General features: G+C 72.9%; 22 protein-coding genes. 10 read left to right on the forward strand and 12 right to left on the reverse strand.

Features of this window, described 5'->3' with window-relative positions:
* Positions 1-593: 593 nt before the first annotated feature.
* Entirely contained in the window at positions 594-1796 is a 1203-nt protein-coding gene (locus ACFW9Z_RS30480; protein WP_384645825.1) for an amino acid deaminase/aldolase, read from the forward strand.
* 24 nt (positions 1797-1820) lie between these two features.
* Here ACFW9Z_RS30480 and ACFW9Z_RS30485 read toward each other — a convergent pair whose 3' ends face one another.
* The gene (locus tag ACFW9Z_RS30485; protein WP_384645827.1) at positions 1821-2789 is read right to left on the reverse strand and encodes a DUF2510 domain-containing protein; all 969 of its coding nucleotides are present in this window, start codon (positions 2787-2789) and stop codon (positions 1821-1823) included.
* Positions 2790-2829: 40 nt separating this feature from the next.
* Positions 2830-3777, reverse strand: a complete 948-nt coding sequence (locus ACFW9Z_RS30490) for a LysR family transcriptional regulator (protein ID WP_384645829.1) — start codon at positions 3775-3777, stop codon at positions 2830-2832.
* Between the two features lie 70 nt (positions 3778-3847).
* Here ACFW9Z_RS30490 and ACFW9Z_RS30495 point away from each other — a divergent pair, with 70 nt between their 5' ends.
* Positions 3848-5023, forward strand: a complete 1176-nt coding sequence (locus ACFW9Z_RS30495) for a TDT family transporter (RefSeq protein ID WP_384645830.1) — start codon at positions 3848-3850, stop codon at positions 5021-5023.
* On the opposite strand, the gene ACFW9Z_RS30500 is transcribed toward ACFW9Z_RS30495, so the two are convergent.
* The 4 genes from ACFW9Z_RS30500 to ACFW9Z_RS30515 form a co-directional block, all read right to left on the reverse strand.
* Positions 4962-5672, reverse strand: a complete 711-nt coding sequence (locus tag ACFW9Z_RS30500) for a helical backbone metal receptor (RefSeq protein WP_384645832.1) — start codon at positions 5670-5672, stop codon at positions 4962-4964. The genes ACFW9Z_RS30495 and ACFW9Z_RS30500 overlap by 62 nt on opposite strands.
* Positions 5673-5683: 11 nt before the next feature.
* The gene (locus ACFW9Z_RS30505) at positions 5684-6229 is read right to left on the reverse strand and encodes a helix-turn-helix domain-containing protein (protein ID WP_384645833.1); all 546 of its coding nucleotides are present in this window, start codon (positions 6227-6229) and stop codon (positions 5684-5686) included.
* A gap of 171 nt (positions 6230-6400) precedes the next feature.
* Positions 6401-8236, reverse strand: a complete 1836-nt coding sequence (locus ACFW9Z_RS30510; protein WP_384645835.1) for an ABC transporter permease/substrate binding protein — start codon at positions 8234-8236, stop codon at positions 6401-6403.
* A complete protein-coding gene (locus ACFW9Z_RS30515) occupies positions 8229-9323 on the reverse strand; it encodes a glycine betaine/L-proline ABC transporter ATP-binding protein (protein WP_384645836.1) in 1095 nt (364 codons plus the stop codon). Before ACFW9Z_RS30515 ends, ACFW9Z_RS30510 begins: the two co-directional genes overlap by 8 nt.
* A 326-nt stretch (positions 9324-9649) precedes the next feature.
* On the opposite strand from ACFW9Z_RS30515, the gene ACFW9Z_RS30520 reads away from it, so the two are divergent.
* Positions 9650-10558 carry a 5'-3' exonuclease H3TH domain-containing protein gene (locus tag ACFW9Z_RS30520; protein ID WP_384645873.1) on the forward strand — a complete coding sequence of 303 codons (909 nt, stop codon included), beginning with the start codon at positions 9650-9652 and terminating at the stop codon, positions 10556-10558.
* A gap of 126 nt (positions 10559-10684) precedes the next feature.
* On the forward strand, positions 10685-11542 hold the full coding sequence (locus ACFW9Z_RS30525; protein ID WP_384645837.1) for a siderophore-interacting protein: 858 nt from the start codon (positions 10685-10687) through the stop codon (positions 11540-11542).
* 262 nt (positions 11543-11804) lie between these two features.
* Here ACFW9Z_RS30525 and ACFW9Z_RS30530 read toward each other — a convergent pair whose 3' ends face one another.
* Entirely contained in the window at positions 11805-12509 is a 705-nt protein-coding gene (locus ACFW9Z_RS30530) for a MerR family transcriptional regulator (protein WP_384645838.1), read from the reverse strand.
* A gap of 110 nt (positions 12510-12619) precedes the next feature.
* On the opposite strand from ACFW9Z_RS30530, the gene ACFW9Z_RS30535 reads away from it, so the two are divergent.
* From ACFW9Z_RS30535 to ACFW9Z_RS30555, 5 genes are all read left to right on the forward strand, one after another.
* Positions 12620-13597: a hypothetical protein gene (locus tag ACFW9Z_RS30535; protein ID WP_384645839.1), complete on the forward strand. Its 978-nt coding sequence runs from the start codon at positions 12620-12622 to the stop codon at positions 13595-13597.
* The gene (locus ACFW9Z_RS30540; protein WP_384645840.1) at positions 13594-14049 is read left to right on the forward strand and encodes an ABA4-like family protein; all 456 of its coding nucleotides are present in this window, start codon (positions 13594-13596) and stop codon (positions 14047-14049) included. The genes ACFW9Z_RS30535 and ACFW9Z_RS30540 overlap by 4 nt, the downstream gene beginning before the upstream one ends.
* 127 nt (positions 14050-14176) lie before the next feature.
* The gene (locus ACFW9Z_RS30545; RefSeq protein WP_384645841.1) at positions 14177-14761 is read left to right on the forward strand and encodes a sigma-70 family RNA polymerase sigma factor; all 585 of its coding nucleotides are present in this window, start codon (positions 14177-14179) and stop codon (positions 14759-14761) included.
* Positions 14758-15510 carry an anti-sigma factor domain-containing protein gene (locus ACFW9Z_RS30550; RefSeq protein WP_384645842.1) on the forward strand — a complete coding sequence of 251 codons (753 nt, stop codon included), beginning with the start codon at positions 14758-14760 and terminating at the stop codon, positions 15508-15510. The genes ACFW9Z_RS30545 and ACFW9Z_RS30550 overlap by 4 nt, the downstream gene beginning before the upstream one ends.
* Before the next feature lie 69 nt (positions 15511-15579).
* Complete coding sequence (locus ACFW9Z_RS30555; protein ID WP_384645843.1) at positions 15580-16932, forward strand: cryptochrome/photolyase family protein; 1353 nt, start codon at positions 15580-15582, stop codon at positions 16930-16932.
* Between the two features lie 40 nt (positions 16933-16972).
* Here the strand turns inward: ACFW9Z_RS30555 and ACFW9Z_RS30560 are convergent, their stop codons facing one another.
* From ACFW9Z_RS30560 to ACFW9Z_RS30580, 5 genes are all read right to left on the reverse strand, one after another.
* Positions 16973-17776, reverse strand: coding sequence for a DUF1295 domain-containing protein (locus ACFW9Z_RS30560; protein ID WP_384645844.1), 804 nt, complete (start codon positions 17774-17776; stop codon positions 16973-16975).
* A complete protein-coding gene (locus ACFW9Z_RS30565) occupies positions 17773-19134 on the reverse strand; it encodes a class I SAM-dependent methyltransferase (protein WP_384645845.1) in 1362 nt (453 codons plus the stop codon). The genes ACFW9Z_RS30560 and ACFW9Z_RS30565 overlap by 4 nt, the downstream gene beginning before the upstream one ends.
* Positions 19131-20339, reverse strand: coding sequence for a class I SAM-dependent methyltransferase (locus ACFW9Z_RS30570; protein ID WP_384645874.1), 1209 nt, complete (start codon positions 20337-20339; stop codon positions 19131-19133). The genes ACFW9Z_RS30565 and ACFW9Z_RS30570 overlap by 4 nt, the downstream gene beginning before the upstream one ends.
* 182 nt (positions 20340-20521) lie before the next feature.
* On the reverse strand, positions 20522-21250 hold the full coding sequence (locus tag ACFW9Z_RS30575) for a DUF1365 domain-containing protein (protein ID WP_384645875.1): 729 nt from the start codon (positions 21248-21250) through the stop codon (positions 20522-20524).
* 20 nt (positions 21251-21270) lie between these two features.
* The gene (locus tag ACFW9Z_RS30580) at positions 21271-22545 is read right to left on the reverse strand and encodes an NAD(P)/FAD-dependent oxidoreductase (RefSeq protein WP_384645846.1); all 1275 of its coding nucleotides are present in this window, start codon (positions 22543-22545) and stop codon (positions 21271-21273) included.
* 640 nt (positions 22546-23185) lie between these two features.
* Here ACFW9Z_RS30580 and ACFW9Z_RS30585 point away from each other — a divergent pair.
* Positions 23186-23830, forward strand: coding sequence for a fasciclin domain-containing protein (locus ACFW9Z_RS30585; protein WP_384645847.1), 645 nt, complete (start codon positions 23186-23188; stop codon positions 23828-23830).
* Positions 23831-23904 lie beyond the last annotated feature (74 nt).

Here is a 23904-nt window from a genome sequence, read left to right on the forward strand (position 1 = left end):
GTGCCTGCCAGGCGTGCGGGGCCTGGGGGGACACCGAGGTGGAAGGTGCCTGCGGGGACATCGGGGCGGTAACAGCGTCTGAGGCCTGCGGGGCCACCAAGCCCGAGGAAGCGCCCGGGGCCTGCGGGGCCCGCGCGCCACCAGGCGGCGGCGAAGGCGGCGGGACCGCCGGTACAGCAGGCGGCCGGGAAGGCTCGGAGGCAGTCGGAGCCACAGTCGGCCGGGCAGGCGCAGGAGCCGCAGGGGGCCGCGAAGGCGCCGCAGCCGCAGAAACTCCCGAAGGTACCGCAGCCGTAGAGGCTCCCGAAGGCGTCGGAGCCGTAGAGGCTCCCGAAGATGCCGGGGCAGTCGGGGTGGTCGGGGGCGTCGGGTGGGGTGGCACGGGAGCGCGTTGCGCTTCGGTACTCATCCGGCCCCCTGGTTCACGTCCCCGTACCGACCACGGATCACCGCCACCGTCAGGCGCGTTGGTGCTCGCGTGCCCGTCACTCTACGGGCTGCGGGCGCACGGCGGGGAACGGGACGCCCGGCCTCGGCTGATCTGCCCCGAACGTCCCCTACCCAGGGGTAGCGCTCTCTGGCAAGCTGCGGCCATGACTGCCCGCGCCGCTGACCGGACCCGCTACAACCGGGCCACCGCCCATCTCGACGCCCCGATCGCGATCGTCGATCTGGACGCCTTCGACGACAACGCCGACGATCTGGTGGCCCGGGCGGGCGGGAAGCCGATCCGGGTGGCGAGCAAGTCCGTGCGGTGCCGGGCCCTGCTGGAACGGGTGCTCGCGCGCCCCGGGTTCGCCGGGATCATGTCGTACACGCTGGCGGAGTCGCTCTGGCTGGCGCGGGCCGGATTCGACGACGTACTCCTGGCCTATCCGTCGGCCGACCGGGGCGCCTTCGCCGAGCTGGCCGCCGATCCGAAGCTGGCCGCGGCCGTGACGGTGATGGTGGACGACCACTCCCAGCTGGAGCTGATCGACGCCTCCCGGGCCGGTGGGCAGGAGGAGATCCGGGTCTGCCTGGAGCTCGACACCTCACTGCGGCTGCTCGGCGGCCGGATCAGGATCGGGGCGCTGCGTTCGCCGCTGCGCTCCCCCGCCCAACTCGCCGAGCTGGCCCGCTCGGTGGCCCGCAGGCCCGGCTTCCGGCTGGTGGGGCTGATGGCGTACGAAGGTCATGTCGCCGGGGTCGGGGACGCGGTGGCCGGGCGGCCGCTGCGGTCCCGGGCGATCCGGCTGATGCAGGCCACCGCCCGCAGGGAGCTGGTCGCCCGGCGCGCCGAGGTGGTGCGGGCCGTGCGGGCGGTCGCGCCGGAGCTGGAGTTCGTCAACGGCGGCGGCACCGGCAGCGTGCAGCACACGGCGGCCGAGGCCGCGGTGACGGAGATCGCGGCCGGGTCGGGGCTGTACGTGCCGCGCCTCTTCGACAACTACACCTCGTTCACCGCCCGCCCGGCGGCCCTCTTCGCCCAGCCCGTGGTGCGGCGGCCCGGCGTGGGCGTGGTGACGGTGCTCGGCGGCGGCTACCCGGCCTCGGGGGCCGCCGGGGCGGACCGCTCCCCGGTTCCGTACCTCCCCGAAGGGCTGCGCTACGACCCGCAGGAGGGCGCGGGCGAGGTCCAGACGCCGCTGCTGGGCTCCCCCGCCGACGATCTGCTGATCGGTGACAAGGTCTGGTTCCGGCACGCCAAGGCCGGTGAGCTGTGCGAGCGGTTCGACGCGCTGCGGCTGATCGAGGGCGACCGGATCACGGCGACCGTTCCGACGTACCGGGGTGAGGGGAAGACCTTCCTCTGACCCCGGGCGCCGGACCGGAACGGCTCAGGGGCCGATCGACGCGCCCACGCCGCCGCTCGTGGCGCTGTCCCCGATCGGCCGGATGGACCGGGTGATCGTGTCCATCAGGGAGACCGGCAGCTCCGCGCGGCCCGCGTCGAAGGCGAACCGGACGATCACCGGGGTCTCACTGCCCGCCGCCGACGGGAAGGCCACCGACTGCACGGTCCCGCCCGGGCCCTTCCCGGTGACGACCCGCCAGCGCACCAGGTACCCGGTGCGCCCGGCGACGGTCACCGGCTCCGAGGTGAGCACCTTGTGGGAGGTGATGCCGCCGTGGGTGCTGCGGCCGAGGGTGTCCTCGCCGTAGGCCCGGTCGGCGGCGGTGGTGATGTCGGCCTCGGCGATCGCCTTGGGGTCGCTCTCGCCGGCCTGGGCGGTGCGGGTGGAGACGGTGCCCCGGTAGCAGAAGGACGCGCCGGAGCCGGGGCAGTCGTAGGAGACCGCCGTACGCATGGTGGGCACGGCGTCGGAGGCCCTGGTCGACTTCTCCCAGCCGTCCGGCACCGCCAGCGTGATCCCGTTGAGCTGGTCGACGAGGACGGCGGGATCGTCGTCCGGGTCGCCTTCGGGCGAGGAGGACGGGACGGGCGAGGGGGTCGTGGAGGCCGTGGCCGGTGCGGTGGAGGCCGGGTCGGAGCGGTTCGGCCCCGGGGCCGCTCGCGTACCGCTGTCGTCGGGGCCCAGCAGGATCGCCGCGGTGAGGGCCGTGCCGAGGACCAGCACGCTCGCGAGCGCGATCGTCAGGACCCGCGTGCGGCCGCCGCCCCGGGCGGGCGGGGCCGGGGGCCCGAACGGCTGGTGCGCGTACGGCTGTTGCGCGGGCGCGTGCGGTACGGGGGGTGCGGCGGCGAGCGGGCGGCTGTGCGCGGTCCACGCCGTGCCGTCCCACCAGCGCTCGGTGCCGGGTGCCCCCGCGTCCGGGTACCAGCCGGGCGGCGTCGCGAAGCTCATGGCCCCACTCTAGGCGGCGTTCACCGTGTGTCCGAAGCGGTTACGGAGCACCTGGCACCCCGTTCCGTCCCGTGCGGGAGAGCAGATCGCGGGCCGGTCCGGTAGGGCGGTGGCCCGCCGGCCAGACGGCCCGCAACTGGCGGCGCAGCCGTACGCCCGCGACCGGGATCTTGACCAGGCGGCGGGCGGACAGCTCCTCGCCGAGGGCCAGTTCGCTCAGGACGCAGGGCCCGGCGCCGCTCTCCGCCGCGCCCTTCACGGCCGTCGTGGAGGAGAGCTCCAGCAGGGGCTGGGCCAGACCGCCGTGGACGGCGAGGGCCGCGTCCAGGACCTGCCGGGTGCCGGAGCCGTGTTCGCGCAGGATCAGCGGGGTGGCGGCCAGTTCGTCCGGGAGCAGCGGGGTCCGGCGGCGGGCCCACGGGTGGCTGGGGGCGACCACGACGACGAGGCGGTCATGGGCGATGACGGTGCCGTCCAGCCCCTCCGGTATCGACAGGCCCTCGACGAACCCCAGGTCGGCCTCGCCGGTGACCAGCCGCCGGGCGACATCCGCCGAGTTGCCGACGAGGAGCGAGACGGCGGTGTCCGGGCGCTCCGCGCGCAGGGCGATCAGCCAGCCCGGCAGCAGGTACTCGGCGATCGTCATGCTCGCCGCCACCCGCAGCCGGGAGTCCCGCCGGTCGCGCAGCGCCTGCGCCCCCGCGTCGAACGATTCGGCGGCCTCCACGATCCGGCGTGCCCAGTCGGTGACGAGCGCGCCCGCGTCGGTCAGCCGGGAGCCGCGCGGGGAGCGGTCGAGCAGGGCGACACCGAGCTGCCGTTCCATGGAGCGGATGCGGCTGGAGGCGGCGGGCTGGGTGATGCCGACGTCCTTGGCGGCCCGGCCGAGGCTGCCGTGCCGGGCGACGGCGAGCAGCAGCTCCAGCGCGCCGAGGTCGGGGACCCGGTGGGAAAGGGGGATGTGGGGCGCATCGTCGTCGCTGGGCATAAAGCCAGCTTATGACCTCATAGGAACGAGGTCCCTGGTGGGCGGAGGTGGCGGCGCGAAGAATCGTGGCATGGCCATCTTTCCACAGACCCGGACCGCCGAACCTCTCCTCCACCGCGACTCGTGGACAAAGACACGGCCGGTCGTGCGGCTGCCGAAGCTGCGGCACATCGGCCCCAACTGGTACGCGAGCGTCATGGGCACCGCGATCGTGGCGAGCGCCGGGGCGGCGCTCCCGGTGGACGTGCCCGGTCTGCGCGGGGCGTGCACGGTGGTGTGGGCGCTCTCGGCCGTCCTGCTCGCCACCGTCCTCACCGCCCGGGCCGGCCACTGGCTCCACCACCGCGACCAGGCCCGCGCCCACCTCCTGGACCCGGCCGTCGCCCCCTTCTACGGGTGCCTGGCGATGGCGCTGCTCGCGGTCGGCGGGGCCACGCTGACGGTGGGCGCGGACGTCGTCGGCGTACGGGCGGCGCTCGCGGTGGACGTGGTGCTCTTCACCGCGGGGACGGCGATCGGGCTGGTGGCCGCCGTCGTGGTGCCGTATCTGATGGTCGTACGCCACCGTCCGGCGCCCGGCACCGCGTCGCCGGTCTGGCTGCTGCCGCTGGTGGCGCCGATGGTCTCGGCATCCCAGGGCGCCCTGCTGGTGCCCCATGTGGCCGCCGGGCAGGGGCGGGAGGCGCTGCTGCTGGCCTGTTACGCGATGTTCGGGCTCTCCCTGCTGGCCACGCTGGTGGTGCTGCCCCTGGTCTTCGCCCGGCTCGTCCACCACGGGCCGCTGCCGCTCGCGCTGACCCCGGCGCTCTTTCTGGTGCTGGGGCCGCTGGGCCAGTCCACGACCGCCGTCAACCAGCTGGCCGACGTGGCTCCGGGGGCGGTCGCGGGCCCCTACGCCTCGGCGTTCGGCGCGTTCGCGGTGCTCTATGGGGTGCCGGTGATGGGGTTCGCGCTGCTGTGGCTGGTATTGGCGGGCGCGATGGTCATAAGGGCGACGCGTGACGGTATGGGGTTCGCGATGACGTGGTGGGCGTTCACCTTCCCCGTCGGTACGTGTGTGACCGGGGCGGCCGGACTGGCCCGGCACACCGGTCTGGAGGCCCTGACCTGGCTGGCTGTGGCGCTGTACGTGTTCCTGGTGGCGGCCTGGGCGGTGGCGGGGGCGCGGACCGTGTGCGGGGTGGTCAGCGGAGCGCTGACGGCAGCTCCCGTGCCGCCCGCACCAGCGACGGCCCGTACCAGGTGAGCAGGCGGCCGTCGACGAGGGTGGCGGGCAGGTGGGGGAAGGCCTCGGGCCCGTCGTCGGCGGTGAAGCGGTAGGGCTCGTCGGGCAGCACGACCAGCTCGGCACCGGAGGCGTTCAGCTCGTCGAGCGGGATGCGCGGGTAGCGCTCGGCGTGGTCCGCGTAGACGTTGCGCACCCCGAGGCGGGCCAGCAGGTCACCGGCGAAGGTGGCGCGGCCGAGCACCATCCAGGGGCGGCGCCAGATGGGTACGACGGCGGGGCGCGGGCTCGCGGAGGGTACGGGGAGCGCGGCCCAGGCGGTCTCGGCCTCGTCCAGCCAGCGGGGGCGGGGCAGGCCGCAGCCGGTGGTGAGAACCCGGTCCAGCTCGGTGAAGGCCTGCTCCAGGGTCCGGATCTCGGTGACGAGCACATCGAGCCCGGCCTCCCGGAGGGCGGCGAGGTCGGGGGCACGGTTCTCCTCCTCGTTGGCGATCACGAGGTCGGGCGCGAGAGCGGTGATCGCGGGGACGTCCGGGTTCTTCGTGCCGCCGATCCGGGCGGCGGCGAGACCGGCGGGGTGCGTGCACCAGTCGGTGACCCCGACGAGCAGCCCGGGGGCGGTGGTGGCGACGGCCTCGGTGAGGGAGGGGACCAGGGAGACGACGCGCATGGGACCTGCTCTCAGCGGCGCGAGTCGTACGTCGCGTCGATGTGCTCCGCGACCGAGACGAGCAGCAGCCGGGTGCCGGGCAGGGTGGCCCGCCAGCGGTGCCGTACGCCGCCGGAGAGGAACAGGGTGTCGCCGCGCTCCAGCCGGTACGCCTGGCCCTCCGCCTCGACCTCGGCGGCGCCCTCGACGACGTACATCAGTTCGTCGTTGCGGTGCTGGAACTCGCGCCCGAGGTCCTGTTCTCCGGTGAACTCCAGGGCGCTGAGCTGGTGGCGCCCGCGCACCACCCGGCGTACGCCGTCGCCCTCCTCGCCCCGTACGACATCGACCGCGCGCGCCGAGTCGGCGGCGGCCCGCAGCCGTGAGGTGGTGGTCTCCAGCGCCTCGGCGACCCGGTCGAGGGAGCGGGGGCTGGGGCGGGCGCGCTCGTTCTCGATCTGGCTGAGGAAGGGCACGGAGAGCCCGCTCCGCTCGGCGACCGCGGCCAGCGTGAGGCCCAGGGTGCGGCGCCGACGGCGGACCGCGGCACCCACCCGCGGTGTGTCCTTGTCGTCCATGAACCGGCTCCCTCCCGCCTCAGCCATCCTCCCGGCTGCCAGCACCTTACGCACATGGTTGCGCAAGACGTCCGGTGAACGGCCCCCGGGCAGCCGGAAGGGGTGGGCCCCGCCCGACGGCGGTGCCCACCCCTCACCTGTGCTTCTCCGGTCCGCCGGGTGGCTTTGCGGTCAGCTCGAAGCGGCCTTGGCGGCCTCGGTGTCCTCCGGGGCCGGTGACCACTTCTCGGCGACGCCCGGGTTGGCCTTCAGCCAGATGCGGACGGCCTCCTGCTCCTTGCCGGAGCCGGTCTTCTGGATCTGGGCCTCAAGGCTGGTGAGCTGCTTCTCGCTCATCGTGAAGTCGGTGAGCCACTTGGCGACCTCGGGGTTCTCGTCGGAGAAGCCCTTGCGCGCCAGGGTGTGGACGCCGTCGCCCTCGCCCCACAGGTTCTTGGGGTCCTTGAGCTTGGTGAGGTCGTACTCGTTGTACGCCCAGTGCGGCGACCAGAGCGGAACGACGATCGGTTCCTTCTTGGCGTACGCGCGCTTCAGCTCGGCCAGCATGGACTGGGTGGAGCCGTCGATGAGCTTGTACTCCTTGTCCAGGCCGTAGCCCGGCAGGAGCTTGTCCTTGAGCAGGCCCATCTCACCGGCGCTCGGCTCGATGCCGACGATCCGGCCCTTGAACTCGGAGGCCCGCCCCTTGAGGTCGTCCATCGACCGGACGTCCTTCATGTACGCGGGGACCGTGAGCTCCAGGGAGGTGGGGGCGTACCAGGCGCCGAGGTCCTCCAGGTCGTCCTGGTACTTCTCCCAGTAGTTGGCGTGGGTGGTCGGGAGCCAGGAGTCGGTCTGGAAGTCGATCTGCCCGTTGGCCATACCGGTGTAGAGCGAGCCGGCCTCGTACTGCTTGACGTCGACCTTGTAGCCGTGCTGTTCCAGCATCTCCTTCCAGAGGAAGGTGGAGGCGATGCCCTCGTCCCACGGGATGTACCCGATGGAGATCTTCTTACCGTCGCCGACCCGCGCGCTCGCGCCGGACGCGGTGTTGCCGGCGGGGCCCCCGAAGATGCCCATGCCGCCCGCGACGAGCGCGAGGGTGACGATGCCGGCGACCGCGACGACGGGCTGCGGGCGGTAGGTCCAGATCTTCCAGCCCTCGGCCGACGCCTGGGCCTTGGCGGCGGCGCGGCGGCCCAGCGGGGAGACCTCGCGGCCGAGGGCACCGGTCATCCGGTCGAGGTACATGGCGAGGATGACGATGGAGATGCCCGCCTCGAAGCCGAGACCGACGTCGATGTTGCCGATGGCGCGGTAGACGGAGCCGCCGAGGCCGCCGCCGCCGACCATGCCCGCGATGACGACCATGGAAAGGCCCAGCATGATGACCTGGTTGATGCCCGCCATGATCGTGGGCAGCGCGAGCGGCAGCTGCACGCGGAACAGCGTGTTGCGCGAGGTGGTGCCGAAGGCCTCGGCCGCCTCGACGAGCTCGCCGTCGACCTGGCGGATGCCCAGTTCGGTCATCCGGACGCCCGGGGGCAGCGAGAAGATGATGGTGGCGATGATGCCGGGGACCACGCCGACGCCGAAGAAGATGACGCCGGGGATCAGGTAGACCATGGCGGGCATGGTCTGCATGAGGTCCAGGACCGGCCGGATCACCGCGCTGACGGTCTTGGACCGGGAGGCCCAGATGCCGAGCGGGACGGCGATGACCAGGGTGACGAGGGTCGCGACGAGCACCAGGGTGAGGGTGTCCATCGCTTCGGCCCACAGCTCGACGGAGTCGATGAGGGCGAATCCGACGAAGGCGAGCAGCCCGGCCGGCAGACCGCGCAGCCACCAGGCGATGATCGCGACGATGCCCGCGAAGAGGAGCGGGTGGGGGGCGGAGAGGACGGCGGCTATGCCGTCGAACATGCCGCCGACGAGGGCGCTGACCGCGTCGAACAGCCAGGCGAGGTGGGTCTGGAGCCAGTCGACCGCGGAGTCGACGCCGTCGCCGAGAGGGAGCCTAAACACCGGCCACCTTCTTCACGTTGGTCGCGTTCACATTCGTCGCGGAGCCGTCCGTCAGGGCCTTCTGCGGCGCCTCGGTGGGGGCCATCGGGTCGCCCAGCACGGCGAGCAGCCGGGAGCTGGGGACGACGCCGACGAGCTTGCCCTTGGCGTCGGTCACGGCCACCGGGTCCCCGCTCTGCGAGCAGGGGGTGAACAGCTCGATGATCGGCGTGGACTCCGTGACCGTGGCGGGGGCCGCCGCGAGCACGTCCTGCGGGGTGCGCAGCTCCTTGCCGTCGTCCGTCGTGGAGCCCATGACGGTGTGTGGTTCGGCCATGATGGCGCCCGCGGTGAGCACCCGGGAGCGGTCGACGTCCTGGGTGAAGGAGGCGACGTAGTCGTTGGCCGGGGTGACGAGGATGTCCTCGGCGGAGCCGAGCTGGACGATCTTCCCGTCGCGCATCACGGCGATCCGGTCGCCCAGGCGCATGGCCTCGTTGAGGTCGTGGGTGATGAAGACGATGGTCTTCTTCAGCCGCTTCTGGAGCTCTAGGAGCTGGTCCTGCATATCGCGCCGGATCAGCGGGTCGAGCGCGCTGAAGGACTCGTCCATGAGGAGCAGGTCGGCGTCGGTGGCGAGCGCGCGGGCGAGGCCGACGCGCTGCTGCATACCGCCGGAGAGCTCGTCGGGCCAGGAGTCCTCCCAGCCGGCGAGACCGGTGAGCTCCAGCGCCTCGGTGGCCCGCCTGATCCGCTCGGAACGGGGTACGCCCTGGACTTCGAGGCCGTACGCGGCGTTGTCCAGGACGCTGCGGTGCGGGAAGAGCGCGAAGTGCTGGAACACCATGCTGATCCGGGAGGAGCGCACCTGGCGCAGCTCGCGGGGGCTCAGGGCGGTCAGGTCCTGGTCGTCGAAGAGCACGCGTCCGGCGGTGGGTTCGAGCAGCCCGTTGAGCATCCGCAGCAGCGTGGACTTGCCCGAGCCGGACAGGCCCATCACGACGAAGATCTGGCCCGGCTCCACCGTGAAGGAGGCGTCGATCACCGCTGCGGTCGTTCCGTCGGCGCGGAGCTCGTCGCGGTCGGTGCCGCTCTCCAGCTTCCGCACGGCTTCATCGGGTCGTCTGCCGAACACTTTGTACAAGTTCTCGGCTTGCAGCCTTGACACATACACCTCACGCGTTGAACTGAAAACGGTCTGCCACCCCCGCCGGCAGACCATGGAGCGGCGCGGATTCGGTCCGCAGGGCACGCGCATCCGCATTGGTCGAAAATGCGACGTGGTCCACTCCGGGGGCGCGCCTGCCCGCACTTACCCCCACCAAACACAACAGTGATCCAGCTCACGGCGGGGGCGGGCGGGTGGTCACCGGGAGCCATCGACGGCGACTGTCAGTGGCGTGGGGCATCATCGGATCCGTGACGCGACGCCTGATGCTCCTCGACACCGCCTCCCTCTACTTCCGCGCCTATTTCGGCGTCCCCGACTCGGTGCGCGCACCGGACGGGACCCCGGTCAACGCCGCCCGCGGACTCCTCGACTTCATCGCCCGCCTGGTGCAGGACCACCGGCCGGACGATCTGGTCGCCTGCTGGGACAACGACTGGCGCCCGCAGTGGCGGGTGGATCTGATCCCGACGTACAAGGCGCACCGGGTGGCCGTGGAGACGCCCGCCGGGCAGACCGACGAGGAGGAGGTCCCCGACACGCTGTCCCCGCAGGTCCCGATCATCGAGGACGTGCTGGCCGCGCTGGGTATCGCCCGGATCGGCGTCACGTCGTACGAGGCGGACGACGTGATCGGCACGCTCACCGCCCGGGCGACCGGCCCCGTGGACATCGTGACCGGCGACCGCGATCTGTATCAGCTGGTCGACGACGCCCGCGGGGTGCGGGTGCTCTATCCGCTCAAGGGCGTCGGCACGCTCCAGACGACCGACGAGGCGTGGCTCCGCGAGAAGTACGGGGTGGACGGCGCGGGCTATGTGGACCTGGCCCTGTTGCGCGGCGACCCGAGCGACGGGCTCCCGGGCGTGCCCGGCATCGGCGAGAAGACGGCGGCGAAGCTGCTGGACGCCTACGGGGACCTGGCCGGGATCATGGCGGCGGTGGACGACCCGAAGGCGAAGCTCACCCCCTCGCAGCGCAAGCGGCTGGACGAGGCGCGGGACTATGTGGCGGTCGCGCCGAAGGTCGTACGGGTGGCCCAGGACGTGCCGCTGCCCGACTTCGACCCGGCGCTGCCGCGCGAGCCGCGCGACCCGGCCGCCCTGGAAGCGCTTGCGGACCAGTGGGGGCTGGGCGGGGCGCTCAAGCGGCTCCTCACCACGCTCCAGGCATGAGGTGTTAGCTTAGGTATACCTAAGTCATCGGGGCCGGGGGTGTCCGGACCCGTGCGCCGATACGTGCGTGGCACGCACCCGTCCACCGACGAGCGCGCCCGTACGTCACAACCCAGGGAGTACCTCGTGGCAGAGCGGCCGGCCCGGCAAGGACCCAAGGCCCAGGGGGCGCAGGTCGTGCGCACCGAGCAGATCACCCCGCACATGGTGCGGGTGGTCCTCGGCGGTGAAGGGCTCGCCGACTTCTCCCTGGACGGCTTCACCGACCACTACATCAAGCTGTGCTTCGCGCCCGAGGGCGCGGACTACGCGCACCCGTTCGACATCGCCGCCATCCGCGAGAGCCACCCGCGCGAGCTGTGGCCCACCACGCGGACGTACACGATCCGCTCCTGGGACCCGGTCGCCCGGGAGATGGCCGTCGACTTCGTCGTCCACGGCGACGAGGGGCTCGCGGGCCCCTGGGCGCAGCGGGCCCGGGTGGGCGAGCAGGTGACCTTCCTCGGCCCCGGCGGCGGTTACGCCCCGCAGGCCTCGGCCGACTGGCACCTCCTGGTCGGCGACGAGAGCGCCCTGCCGGCGATCGCCGCGTCCCTGGAGCAGATGCCCGCGGGCGCCCTGGTGCACGCGTTCGTCGAGGTGCCGGACGCCTCCGAGGAGCAGAAGATCGTGACGCCCGACGGGGTGGCCGTGACCTGGCTGCACCGCGGTGACCGGCCGGTCGGCGAGCTGCTGACCGCCGCGGTGAAGGGGCTGGACTTCCCCGAGGGCGAGGTCCAGGCGTTCGTGCACGGCGAGGCGGCCTTCGTGAAGGAGATCCGCCGCTATCTGCGCGTGGAGCGGCAGATCCCGCTCCAGCAGCTGTCGATCTCCGGCTACTGGCGGCTCGGCCAGAACGACGACGCCTGGCGCGCGGTCAAGCGCGAGTGGAACGAGCAGGTGGAGCGCGAGCAGGAGGGCCCGGGGGCGGCGGCAGCCGCGTAGGGCGCCGACAGGACCACGCGCACGATCACCGGACGGCCCGGAAGCCGCACCGACAGGACCCCGCCCACCGCACTCCCGGTGGACGGGGTCCGTGTGCGTGGCCCGTGCGCGTGGCCCGTGCGCGTGGCCCGTGCGCGTGGCCCGTGCGCGTGGCCCGTGCGCGTGGCCCGTGCGCGTGGCCCGTGCGCGTGGTCCGTGCGCGTGGTCCGTGCGCGTGGTCCGTGCGCGGACGGGGTGACAGAGCCCCTCTCGTCCGACGGCTTCAGGCTTCCGGAGCCTCCGAACCGGCAGGCGCGACGCCACCCACACCCCCCTCGCCCCCGGCCTCCGCACCACCCCCCGGAAGGACATAGCGCCGGAACGAGACCTCCTCGTGGGCGAGCCTGCGCAGGGCGCCGAACATGACCTCCCCCAGGACCGTCCCCACGACCACGCTCTCCACCAGGTCCTCGCGGGCCACCCGCCGCTCCACGTAGTCGAGGTCGGCATGGGCCACCGACTCGGCCGCGTCCGCGTAGACGTCCATCAGGTCCACCAGGTCGCCGTGACCGATCCGGCGCAGGGCAGCGATCACCCCGGCCAGCGACTCCCCCGCCGTCGCCTCGTCACCGACCTGCCAGCCGCGCCGCCGCACCAGCTCGGCCACCTCCTCCCTGGCCCGCTCCAGCTCCGGCCCGGCCTCGCCGTCGCCGAGCGGTGGAACGCCCTCCGAGGCCGAGCCGAGCACCTTGAACACCGGCTGCGCGGGGTCGTCCGCGGCTTCCAGGACCTCGCCGATGGCGGCGAGCGAGAGTCCGCCCACCTCCAGCAGGACCCGGATCAGGCGCAGGCGCCGCTCATGGCCCGGACCGTAGTCCGCCTGGTTGGGGCTCGTCAGCTCTCCGGCGGGCAGCAGCCCTTCCCGTACGTAGTACTTGATCGTCGGCACCGGGACCCCGGACCTCCGACTCAATTCACCTATGCGCACCGCGTGTTCGCCTTTCCGCCCTTGCCAGATCAGATCGCCATCATAGATAGTGCCCCTAACAGATAGCGGTAAGCGTCGCTATCCATACAGCAACTCTCAGGGGGTTTCCCATGCCGTCATGGCGTTCCTGGCATCGCCCGTTAGTCGTCTTCTCCGCCGTGATGGCCCTCGGGGCCCTCATATCCGCCGTGGGTCTCGTGGCCGACGACCGGGTCCTGGTGGACGCGCCGATCTGGGCGAAGCCGTTCAAGTTCTACGTCTCCTTCACCGTCTACGGCCTGAGCCTGGCCTGGATGCTCGCGCAGTCGACCTGGGGGCGCCGGACCGGCTGGTGGGCGGGGAACGTGGTCGTCGCCACGAGCCTCGTCGAGATGGCGATCATCACCGTGCAGGTCGTCCGGGGGAAGCGCAGCCACTTCAACGTCGAGACACCGTTCGACCGGGCCCTGTTCATGGCGATGGGGATCACCGTCATCGTGCTGTGGGCGGGCACCCTGGTCATCGGCATCCTGCTGCTGCGCACCCGGTTCGCGGACCGGGCCACCGCCTGGGCGATCCGGGGCGGGGTGCTGATCGCGCTGGTGGGCGCGGGGATCGGCTTCCTGATGACGCTGCCCAGCGCGGAGCAGCGGGCCGGCGGCACGGGGAGCCCCGACGTGATCGGCGCCCACTCCGTCGGCGTACCGGACGGCGGCCCCTCGATGCCGCTGACCGGCTGGTCCACGACCGGCGGCGATCTGCGTATCCCGCACTTCGTGGGTATGCACGCGCTCCAGCTGATCCCGCTGTTCCTGATCGCCCTGCTGCTGCTCGCGCCCCGGATCACCCGGCTCCGCGATGCCGGGCTGCGGCTGCGTCTCGTACGGGTGGTGACGGCCGGATACACGGGGCTCGTGGCGCTGACCACCTGGCAGGCGCTCCGGGGTCAGCCCCTGATCCACCCGGACGCGGTGACGCTCATCGCCGCAGGTCTCCTCCTGGTGGCGGTGGCCGCCGGGGTGGGGGCGGCACTGCGGCGGCCGCCCGCACCCACTCCCGTACGAGTGGAGTCCGAACCGCCCTCCCCCAGCAAGGAGTTCACCGCATGACCGGCACCCTCTTCCAGATCACCTTCTATCTGGCCGCCCCGTTCTGGCTGCTGATGATCTTCGCTCCCACCTGGTCCGTCACCACCCGGATCGTCTCGTCACCGCTGACCGCGGTGCCGGTCGCCGTGCTGTACGCCGCCCTCGTCGTGCCGGTCTTCCCGGAGGTCTGGGCGGCGGTGACCGGTCCGGACCTCGTCGGCTTCCAGGAGCTCATGACGCTGCCCAACGGTGCCGCGGCCGTCTGGGCCCATGTGATCGCGTGGGACCTGCTGGTCGGCCAGTGGATGTTCCTCCAGGGCCGGAAGCTCGGGTTCTCCCCCTGGCTGATGGGCCCTCTGCTCGTCCTCGCGATCCTGCTCTCGCCGCTCGGGCTGCTGGTCTTCCTCGCGCTGCGGGCCGTCCGGCGGCCGGCGGACCGGGGGGCGGCCCGGCCGGTCGCGTCACGCGGCTGAGCCGCGCCGCTGCGTCGCACGGCCGGGCGGGACGGGTTCTGGAAAGATCGCGGGCATTGGACCAATCCGCACGGCCACCGGCTCCGAATCACTCCTGGAACCGATGACGTCCCGGGAGGAAACCCGCGTGAACGAAGCCGTACAGATCAGCGGGGTGCCCTCGCCAGGACCTGACCTCCAGGAGCTCCTGGTGCGGGTCGCGCGGGGGGACCAGGACGCGTTCGCCCAGGTGTACGACGCGGTCTCCGGGCCCGTGCTCGGCCTCGTACGCAGTGTGCTCCGCGATCCGGCCCAGTCGGAGGAGGTCGCCCAGGAGGTCCTGGTCGAGGTGTGGCGTACCGCCCCCCGCTTCCAGGCCTCCCGGGGCAGCGCCATGAACTGGGTGCTGACCCTCGCCCACCACCGGGCCGTCGACCGGGTCCGCTCGGCCGAGGCGTCGGCGGCGCGGGAGCACAAGGCGGCGCTCCTGGACCGCACCCCCGCCTTCGACGAGGTCTCCGAACAGGTGGAGACACGGCTGGAGAGAGAGCAGGTACGCCGCTGTCTGCGGACCCTGTCCGAGCTCCAGCGGCAGTCCGTGACCCTGGCCTACTACCGGGGCCTGACCTACCGTGAGGTGGCGGAACTCCTCACCGTGCCGCTGGGCACCATCAAGACTCGACTCCGCGACGGCCTCATCCGGCTGCGCGACTGCCTGGGGGTGAGCGCATGAGCACGGCCGAACTGCACACGCTGACCGGGGCCTATGCCCTGCATGCGCTGCCGGAGACCGAACGCCGCGAGTTCGAGCGCCATCTCGCCGACTGCGAGGCCTGCGCCCAGGAGGTACGGGAGCTGTCGGCCACCGCCGCCCGGCTCGGCCTCGCCGTCGCCGAGACGCCGCCGCGCGAGCTGCGCGAGAGGGTGCTGCGGGAGATCACGACCGTACGGCAGGAGGCTCCGTCGCACGGCAGACCCGGGCGCACGGGCGGCGGGGGCCGCACCGGCCGCTGGACCACCTACGCGCTGGCCGCCTGCGTCGCGGCGGCGGCCGCCTTCGGCGGGGTGGCGGTGTGGCAGAACCAGGTGGCGCAGGACGCCCGGCAGGAGGCGGACCGGGCCCAGCGGCAGAACGAGCAGCTGGCCCAGGTGCTCTCCGCTCCGGACGCGCGGACCAGCTCGGGCGAGCTGACCGGCGGCGCACGCGGCACGGTCGTCGTCTCGCGGCAGGAGAACCGGGCGGTGTTCCTCGCTTCGGGGATGGCGGCCCCGCCCAGCGGCAAGGTGTACCAGATCTGGTTCAACGACGAGGGCACCATGCGGTCGGCCGGTCTGATGAACCCCTCGGCGAGCGATGACGCGGTCCTGCTGGACGGGCCCGTGGACCGGGCGACGGGGATGGGCATCACGGTCGAACCGGCGGGCGGATCGGCCGAACCGACGTCCGACCCGGTGGCCCTGATGGACTTCCCGACCGCCTGACCGCTCGCCCTCTCCCCGTCCCCCTGCACTCTCCTTCCACTCCCCCACTCTGCAAGGAGCCCGCGTTCCATGAACGTCGCGGTGGTGCTGTTCACCTCCGATCTGCGTCTGCACGACAACCCGGTGCTGCGTTCCGCCCTGCGGGACGCGGACCGGGTCGTCCCGCTCTTCGTCCGGGACGAGGCCGTCCACCGGGCCGGGTTCGACGCCCCCAACCGGCTCGCCTTCCTCGCCGACTGCCTGGCAGACCTGGACGCGGGGCTACGGAAACGGGGCGGCCGGCTGATCCTCCGTACCGGCGAGGTGGCGAAGGAGGTGCGCCGGCTGGTCGAGGAGACCGGAGCCGGGGCGGTGCACATGGCCGCCGGGGTGAGCGGGTACGCGGCACGGCGTGAGGAGCAGTTGCGTACCGCCCTGGCGGACACCGGCTGCGGACTGCGCCTCCATGACGCGGTGGTCACCGCGCTCGCTCCGGGCCGGGTGGTCCCGGCGGGCAAGGACCACTTCGCGGTGTTCACCCCGTACTTCCGCCGTTGGGAGGCGGCGGGGGTACGGGGCACACTGACCGCACCCCGCTCGGTCCGGCTGCCGGACGGCGAGCCCGCCTCCGACGACCTCCCCGCGCGGGACGACGTCAAGGACGTCTCGCCCGGTCTGGCCACCGGAGGCGAGCAGGCGGGCCGCAAGCTGGTGACGTCCTGGCTGAAGGGGGACCTGGCCGACTACGCGGACGGCCACGACGATCTCGCCGGGGACGCCACCTCCCGGCTCTCCCCGCACCTCCACTTCGGTACGGTCTCCGCCGCCGAACTCGCCGACCGGGCCCGGGAGAAGGGCGGACCGGGCGGCGAGGCGTTCGTCCGGCAGCTGGCCTGGCGCGACTTCCACCACCAGGTGCTGGCCGCCCGCCACGACGCCTCCTGGTCCGACTACCGGCCGCGCCACGACCACTGGCGCGCGGACGAGGACGAGATCACCGCCTGGAAGACCGGGCACACCGGATATCCCGTGGTGGACGCGGCGATGCGGCAGCTCGCGCACGAGGGGTGGATGCACAACCGGGGCCGGCTGCTCGCCGCGAGCTTCCTCACCAAGACGCTGTACGTGGACTGGCGGGTCGGCGCCCGGCACTTCCTGGAGCTGCTGGTCGACGGCGACATCGCCAACAACCAGCTCAACTGGCAGTGGGTCGCGGGCACCGGCACGGACACCCGGCCCAACCGGGTGCTCAACCCGGTGACCCAGGCCAAGCGCTACGACCCGAACGGCGATTACGTACGGCGGTGGGTGCCGGAGCTGGCAGAGCTGAAGGCGTCCGAGATCCACGAGCCCTGGAAGGTGCGGGGGCTGGACTACCCGGAGCCGGTGGTGGACCTGGGCGAGGCACGGGCACGGTTCGCGCGGGCGCGCGGGCTGGAGTGAGGGCCTGTACGCGCTCCCCCGTACAGGCCCTCACCGGATCTCAGCCGCGCCTCGGCGGCCGGGGAAAGAACCCGCTGGTCCGGGCCTGGTACGCGGCGTACCCCGGGCGGTCGGCCATATGGCGTTCCAGCAGGGCGGCCCCGCTCCCTTTGGTCAGCAGGAAGCTCATGACCAGCGGGGCGACGACGGTCGCGGCGGCGGCGCCGGGCGCCTGGCAGACGAAGAGGAACAGCCCCCACCAGACGAGGAAGTCACCGAAGTAGTTCGGGTGCCGGGTCCAGGACCAGAGCCCCCGGTCCATGATCTTCCCCTTGTTCGCCGGGTCGGCCTTGAACCGGGCGAGCTGGTGGTCCCCGATCGCCTCGAAGGCGAGCCCGGCCGCCCACAGGACCGCCCCCGCCCAGGCCCACCACGCCACCGGCCCGGTCAGATACTGCGCGGCCTGCACCGGCAGCGAGACCAGCCAGACCAGGGCGCCCTGGAGGAGGTAGACCTTGCGCAGGGCGTAGAGGTGGGGGTGGCCGGGGGCCTTGGCGAGCATCTTCTCGTAGCGCGGGTCCTCGCCGTGGCCGCGCCCGCGCCGCCCGATGTGGACGGCAAGCCGCAGCCCCCAGACCACGGTCAGCACGGTCACCACCAGGCGCCGCGTGGAGTCCCCGTCACCGGCCGAGAGGCCGTACGAGACGAGGGCGACGGCGGCGAAGCCGATGCCCCAGGCGACATCGACGATGCGGTGGACGCCCTTCTTCAGGGCGATGGCGAAGGTGACCAGCATGACGGCGAGGGCGGCACCGGCCGCGTACACGAGCCCGTTCGCGAACGCGCCCCAGGCGAAGCCGCTCACCGGTCCGCTCCGTACCAGTCACGCCGTGTCGTCGGCATCGCGGCCTTCCCCGCCCGGTCGGGTCGTACGCACAGGATCTGGTCGACGCCCATCCGCCGCTCCTCGAACGCGAGGGCGCCACCGACGAGGTAGAGCCGCCAGACGCGCGCGGTCTCCTCCCCCACCAGCGCGACGAACTCCGCCCAGCGCTCCTCCAGCGTCCGCCGCCAGGCGTCCACGGTCAGGACGTAGTGCTCGCGCAGGGCCTCGACGTCCCGCACTTCGAGGCCCGCTCCCTCCAGCAGCCCGACGGTCTCCCCGACCGGCCGCATGTGCATGTCGGGGGCGATGTACGACTCGATGAACGCCCCGCCGCCCGGGGCGTGGGCGCCGCGCGACATCTGCTGGACCAGCACCCGCCCCTGGGGCCGCACGGAGCCGTGCAGAATCCGGGTGAAGGCCGGGTACTCGGCGTCCCCGACGTGCTCGCCCATCTCGATGGTGGAGACGGCGTCGTACGCGCCCCGGGTCTCGGGCCTCTCCGCGAGGTCCCGGTAGTCGATGTTCAGGACCTCCACCAGCTCCTCCAGACCGCGTGCCGCGACCTGTTCCCGTACGTACGCGGCCTGTTCGGCGGCGAGCGTGACGGCGGTGACCCGGACACTGTGGCGCTCGGCCGCGTGGAGGGTCAGCGAGCCCCAGCCGCAGCCGATGTCCAGCAGCCGTGCGCCGGGCCGCAGTCCGAGCTTGCGGCAGATCAGCTCCAGCTTGTCGCGCTGCGCGTCGGCGGGGCCGTAACCGGGGGCGTCGCTGGTCCAGTAGCCGCAGGAGTACGCCATCGTCTCGTCCAGGAGCAGCGCGTAGAAGGCGTTGGACAGGTCGTAGTGGTGGCTGATCGCCGCCCGGTCCCGGGCCTTGCTGTGCAGCGCCCCGCGCAGCCCGGCCCGGGCGGCCGGGACCGGTGGCCGGGGTCCCACGGCGCCCAGGCGCAGGGCGGTGCCCGCGGCTCTGAGCCGGTCGGCGAGCGAGGGCGCGGGCGGGGCGAGGCCGCGTTCGCTCATCGCGCGGCGCAGGGCGCGCAGCCCGTCGCCGAGGTCCTGGCCCCGGTCTTCCGCGAGGTCGATGTCCCCCGTGATGTACGCCTCGGCGAGGCCGAGCTCACCCGGCTCCCAGAGCAGTCGGCGCAGGGCGCGCCGGGAACGTACATGAACCGTGGGCGCGTCCTCGGGCCCCGCCTCGCTGCCGTCCCACATCCGTACGCGAACGGGCAGCGCGCCGCCGAGCAGCCGCTCGGCCACGGGTTCCAGCCGCTGGGCCGCGCCGGTGGGGGTGCGCCGGGCGGGGGGCTTCGCGGAAGGCCTGGTGGCGGTGCTGGTCACGGGGTCTCCTCGGAGATCGGCTCGCGGGTCAGGAGCAGTTGCTGCACATCGAGGTAGCCGGAGCGGAAGCCCGCTTCCGAGTAGGCCAGGTAGAAGGTCCACATACGGCGGAAGACGGCGTCGAAGCCGAGGGCGTCGACCTCGGCGGAACGTTCCGTGAACCGTTCGCGCCAGAGGCGGAGCGTCTCGGCGTAGTGCGCGCCGTAGCCGATGCGCTGGGCGGTCCGCAGGCGGGTGTGCTCGGTGGTGACCCGCTCGATCGCCTCGGTGGAGGGCAGCAGTCCGCCCGGGAAGATGTACTTGTGGATCCAGGTGTACGTGGCACGGCTGGCCCGCAGCCGGTCGTCCGGCATGGTGATGGCCTGGAGGGCGACCCGGCCGCCGGGGGCGAGCAGCCGGTCCAGGGTCTCGAAGTAGACCGGCCAGAACTCCTCACCGACCGCCTCGATCATCTCGACGCTGACGATCGCGTCGTACTCCCCGGTGACCTGCCGGTAGTCGTGGAGCAGGACTTCGACCCGGTCCTCGAACCCGGCCTCGCGGATGCGTGTACGGGCCAGTTCGCGCTGTTCGGCGGAGAGGGTGACGGTGGTGACGTGGGCGCCACGGGCGGCGGCCCGGACGGCGAGCTCGCCCCAGCCGGTGCCGATCTCCAGGAGCCGGGTCCCCTCCGCGACCCCGGCGGCGTCCAGCAGCCGGTCGATCTTGCGGTGCTGGGCGGCGGGGAGCAGGGCCTGTTCGGCGGGGAAGCCGCGGAAGACGGCGGAGGAGTAGGAGAGCGTCTCGTCCAGGAAGAGGGCGAAGAGTTCGTTGGAGAGGTCGTAGTGGTGGCTGATGTTCTCCCGGGAGCCCTCGGGGGTGTTGAGCTGGGCGGCGGGTTTGCGCAACGCCCAGAGGGAGCGCAGCCGTTGGAGCGGGGCGGGGACGAGGGCGGCGGCGTTGTCGGCGAGGACGGTGAGGACGGCGACGAGGTCGGGGGCGTCCCACTCGCCGGCCATGTAGGACTCGCCGAAGCCGATGAGTCCGCTGACGCCGATGCGCCGGAAGAAGGCGTCGGGGTCGCGGATGTCCATGAGCGGTCCGCCGAGGCCGATGTCCTCCCCGCCCGCGAGCCGGGCGCGCAGGGGGAGCCCGGCGAGCGCGTGGCGGACGATGCGTTCGGCGACGGCGGTCCGGGCGCGGGAGGCGCGGGGCGGGGCGACGATGTCGGGCCAGCGTGCGGGGGTGTGCTGCGCGGCCGGTGCGGGGGCGTGGCCCCTGGGCGCGGGGACATGCCCCGCGGCGTCGGCGGTCTGTCCCGCAGGCTCGGCGGTCTGTCCCGCAGGCTCGGCGGTCTGTCCCGCAGGCTCGGGGGTCCGGTCTGCCGGCAGCTGGTGGGTGGGCGCGGTCACTGCATGCCTTCCTGTGGGCGGTGCGGGGGGCGGGGCTGCACGGGGAGGCCGCGCAGGTAGAGGCGGATGCCGTGCAGCCGGATGGCGAGGGAGACGGCGACGGTGGAGAGGGGGTGGCGCAGGGCGAGCCGGGCCAGCGCCCCGGGGGTGGCCCGGCGGCGGGTGCCCCGTACGGTCGCGGTGAACGGACGGCTGCCCGCACGCTCCAGATGGACGCTCAGGTCGAGCCGCTCGCCGGGCTCGGGCAGCCGCATCCGGTATCCGCCGTCGACGGGGAAGAACGGCGAGACGTAGAACTCCTTGCCGGTCGTGGCCCGGTGCTCGCCGTCCGGGTGGAGCAGATAGCCGTGGCGTCCGCCGTACGTGTTGTGCACCTCGGCCACCACACAGAGCGGGGAGCCGTCGGGGCGGCGGCACCAGTAGACGGTGAGCGGGTTGAAGACATGGCCGAGGACCCGGGCCTGGGTGAGCATGGTGACGGTGGAGTCGGCGAGGTCCACGCCACGGGCTTCCAGGAACCGGCTCAGCCCGGCCCGGATGGTGGGAGCGGTGCCGCCGAAGTGGTCCCGGGCATCGAACCGGGCCAGGGGCCGCAGGGCGCGCGGCAGCCGGGGCGGGGCGTCCGGGTCGATGAGCCACAGGTAGGTCCGGTGCCGCAGCGCGTACCGGCTGGGCCGGGTCCGTACGTGCGTGATCGTGCACGGATACAGCGCGGGGCCGCTCACCACGCCACTTCCACGGGCGCTCACCACGCCACCCCCAGAGCCGCCGCGGCCTCGGCCCCCGACCGGCAGCCGTCCTCGTGGAATCCCCAGCCGTGGTACGCCCCCGCGTAGGCGGTGACGGGTCCGGAGAGGGCGGGCAGCCGGGCCTGGGCCGCCACCGAATCCGGGGTGTAGACGGGGTGTTCGTAAACCATCCGGGCCCGTACGGAATCGGCGTCGACCCGGTCGGAGCCGTTGAGCGTGACGACGAAGGTCTCGGGCGCGTCGAGCCGCTGGAGCCGGTTCATGTCGTAGCTGACGGTGACCCGGTCGGCGTCGGCGGCGCAGGAGGGCATCAGGTAGTTCCAGGAGGCCCTGGCCCCCCGGCTGCGGGGCAGCAGCGTGGTGTCGGTGTGCAGGAGCGTGGGGTTGCGGGAGTACGTGAAGGCGCCGAGCGTGGCGCGTTCGGCGTCGGTCGGATCGGCCAGCAGCCGGAGCGCCTGGTCGGGGTGGGTGGCGATGACGACGGAGTCGTACGGGGTGGTCTCGCCGTCCTCGGTGGTGAGCTCGACGCCGTCCGCGTGACGGGTGACGGCCCGGACCGGGGTGGCGGTGTGGACGGCGGCGAGCGGCTTGACGACGCGCTCCACATAGGCGCGCGAGCCGCCGGTGACGGTCCGCCAGACCGGGGAGCCGCCGACGGCGAGCATGCCGTGGTGGGCCAGGAACGCGAAGAGGTAGCGGGCCGGGTAGCGCAGGGCGGTGACCGGGTCGCAGGACCAGACGGCGGAGACCATGGGAGTGAGGAAATGGGCGTGGAAGTACGGGGAGAAGCGGCCGCGCCGGGCGAACTCCCCCAGCGTCATGTCGGTGGCCGGGCTCTCCGGCAGCTCCAGCAGCGCGCGGGCGGCGCGGTGGAAGCGGGGCACTTCGGCGAGCATCCGCAGGTACGGTCCCCGAAGAGCTGACCGGGGCTGAGCGAGGAGCCCGACGATCCCCCGGGCGCCCGCGTACTCCAGGCCGCACCCTTCACACCGTACGGACATCGACATCTCGGACTCCTGGGTGGCGACGCCCAGTTCGTCGAAGAGCCGCAGGAGGTGGGGGTAGGTACGCCGGTTGTGCACGATGAACCCCGAGTCGACGCGGTGCACCCGGCCGTCGGACGCGTCCAGTTCGTGCGTGTGGGCGTGGCCGCCGACGCGGTCGTCCGCCTCGTACAGCGTGACGTCGTGCGCCCTGCGCAGAACGTGGGCGGCGGTCAGTCCCGCCACTCCGCTCCCCACCACGGCTGTCCGCCGCCGCTCCCCTGCCATCCCGGGCTCCCTCCGGTCTTCTGCGCTGTTCGGAGCAGCGCTGGGACCGCTCCTCGCACTCCATTCGTCGCAGGTGGCCGGAAGGATTGGTCGATGATCGGAACTACCTCGATCGAGTGAAGGTCCCCGCCGGACCAATCCGCCGCGCCCCCCGCGCCGAATCCCCTGTGTGAGAGCAGATCGGAACACCTCGCGGACGTACGGGGCCCCAGGGTCCCGGCGGTCCCGCCCGGCGCGTGCCACGTCCGCCGCGCCCGGCGGCCGGGCCGCCGGAACCGGTGCCCGGTGCGCCGCCCCCTCGTCCACCGCGCCCCACGTGCACCGGCCGGCGCCGGTCACCGCGGTGGGCGGGGCGGGGCGGCGGTGTGCCGCGTCGGTGGTTCCGGTCTGCGGTGCGGTCGGCGGCGGCCGCACCGCCCGGACGGCCGGGGAGCCGTTCGTGCGGTGCGCCGCCACCGGTCGGGGACGCCGGGCCGGCCGCGGGAGCGAGGCGGCTCCCGGTCGGACGGCCGGCACCGGCACCGGGTCCGTCTCCCGCGGCTGGGAGACGGACCCGGAGCGCCGGAGACCGCCCCGCACAGCCGCTCCTCCCCCACCGGCTCAGCATCTTCGACACCTTCGATCCAGGAGAAGAGACACCATGAACACCCTCCACTTCCGTCGTACCGCCGTCGCCGTGGCCACCGCGGCCGTACTGCCGCTGGCCCTGACCGCCTGCTCCTCGGGCGAGTCCAAGGACGCGGCCGCGGGCTCGACGCCCAGCGCGGTGGCGTCGACGAGCGCCTCCGCCGACGACTCCATGACCATGGACGAGCCGTTCGGCCCGGCGTGTTCGTCGGTGCCGAAGGAAGGCGCGGGCTCGTTCGACGGCATGGCGAAGGACCCGGTCGCGACGGCCGCCTCGAACAACGAGGAGCTGTCGACGCTGGTGGCCGCCGTGCAGCAGGCGGGCCTGGTCGACACGCTCAACAACGCCGAGAACATCACGGTGTTCGCGCCGACCAACGACGCGTTCGCGAAGATCCCGAAGGCCGACCTGGACGCGCTGCTGGCGGACAAGGCCGAGCTGACCAAGGTCCTCACCTACCACGTGGTGGGCGAGAAGCTGACGCCGAAGCAGTTGGACAAGGGCTCCTTCGACACGCTGGAGAAGAGCAAGCTGACGACGGCCGGTTCGGGCACGGAGTACACCGTCAACGACTCCTCCAAGGTCGTCTGCGGCAACGTCCCGACCGCCAACGCGACGGTCTACATCGTCGACACGGTCCTGATGCCCCCGAAGTAGTCGCCGGGATGTGAGGGGCGGGGTGCCTCGGCCTGCTGCGGCCGGGGCACCCCGCCCTTCGCCGTGCCCTAGCC

It is taken from the genome of Streptomyces sp. NPDC059452 (genome assembly GCF_042750035.1).
In the GTDB taxonomy this organism is placed as follows: domain Bacteria; phylum Actinomycetota; class Actinomycetes; order Streptomycetales; family Streptomycetaceae; genus Streptomyces.

Coding starts and splice junctions, on each gene's coding strand:
- ACFW9Z_RS30580 (WP_384645846.1), bottom strand. CDS start 22,545: ATGGCAGGGGAGCGGCGGCGGACAGCCGTGGTGGGGAGCGGAGTGGCG.
- ACFW9Z_RS30495 (WP_384645830.1), top strand. CDS start 3,848: ATGGCCATCTTTCCACAGACCCGGACCGCCGAACCTCTCCTCCACCGC.
- ACFW9Z_RS30505 (WP_384645833.1), bottom strand. CDS start 6,229: ATGGACGACAAGGACACACCGCGGGTGGGTGCCGCGGTCCGCCGTCGG.
- ACFW9Z_RS30550 (WP_384645842.1), top strand. CDS start 14,758: ATGAGCACGGCCGAACTGCACACGCTGACCGGGGCCTATGCCCTGCAT.
- ACFW9Z_RS30535 (WP_384645839.1), top strand. CDS start 12,620: ATGCCGTCATGGCGTTCCTGGCATCGCCCGTTAGTCGTCTTCTCCGCC.
- ACFW9Z_RS30490 (WP_384645829.1), bottom strand. CDS start 3,777: ATGCCCAGCGACGACGATGCGCCCCACATCCCCCTTTCCCACCGGGTC.
- ACFW9Z_RS30555 (WP_384645843.1), top strand. CDS start 15,580: ATGAACGTCGCGGTGGTGCTGTTCACCTCCGATCTGCGTCTGCACGAC.
- ACFW9Z_RS30540 (WP_384645840.1), top strand. CDS start 13,594: ATGACCGGCACCCTCTTCCAGATCACCTTCTATCTGGCCGCCCCGTTC.
- ACFW9Z_RS30520 (WP_384645873.1), top strand. CDS start 9,650: ATGCTCCTCGACACCGCCTCCCTCTACTTCCGCGCCTATTTCGGCGTC.
- ACFW9Z_RS30500 (WP_384645832.1), bottom strand. CDS start 5,672: ATGCGCGTCGTCTCCCTGGTCCCCTCCCTCACCGAGGCCGTCGCCACC.
- ACFW9Z_RS30480 (WP_384645825.1), top strand. CDS start 594: ATGACTGCCCGCGCCGCTGACCGGACCCGCTACAACCGGGCCACCGCC.
- ACFW9Z_RS30585 (WP_384645847.1), top strand. CDS start 23,186: ATGAACACCCTCCACTTCCGTCGTACCGCCGTCGCCGTGGCCACCGCG.
- ACFW9Z_RS30485 (WP_384645827.1), bottom strand. CDS start 2,789: ATGAGCTTCGCGACGCCGCCCGGCTGGTACCCGGACGCGGGGGCACCC.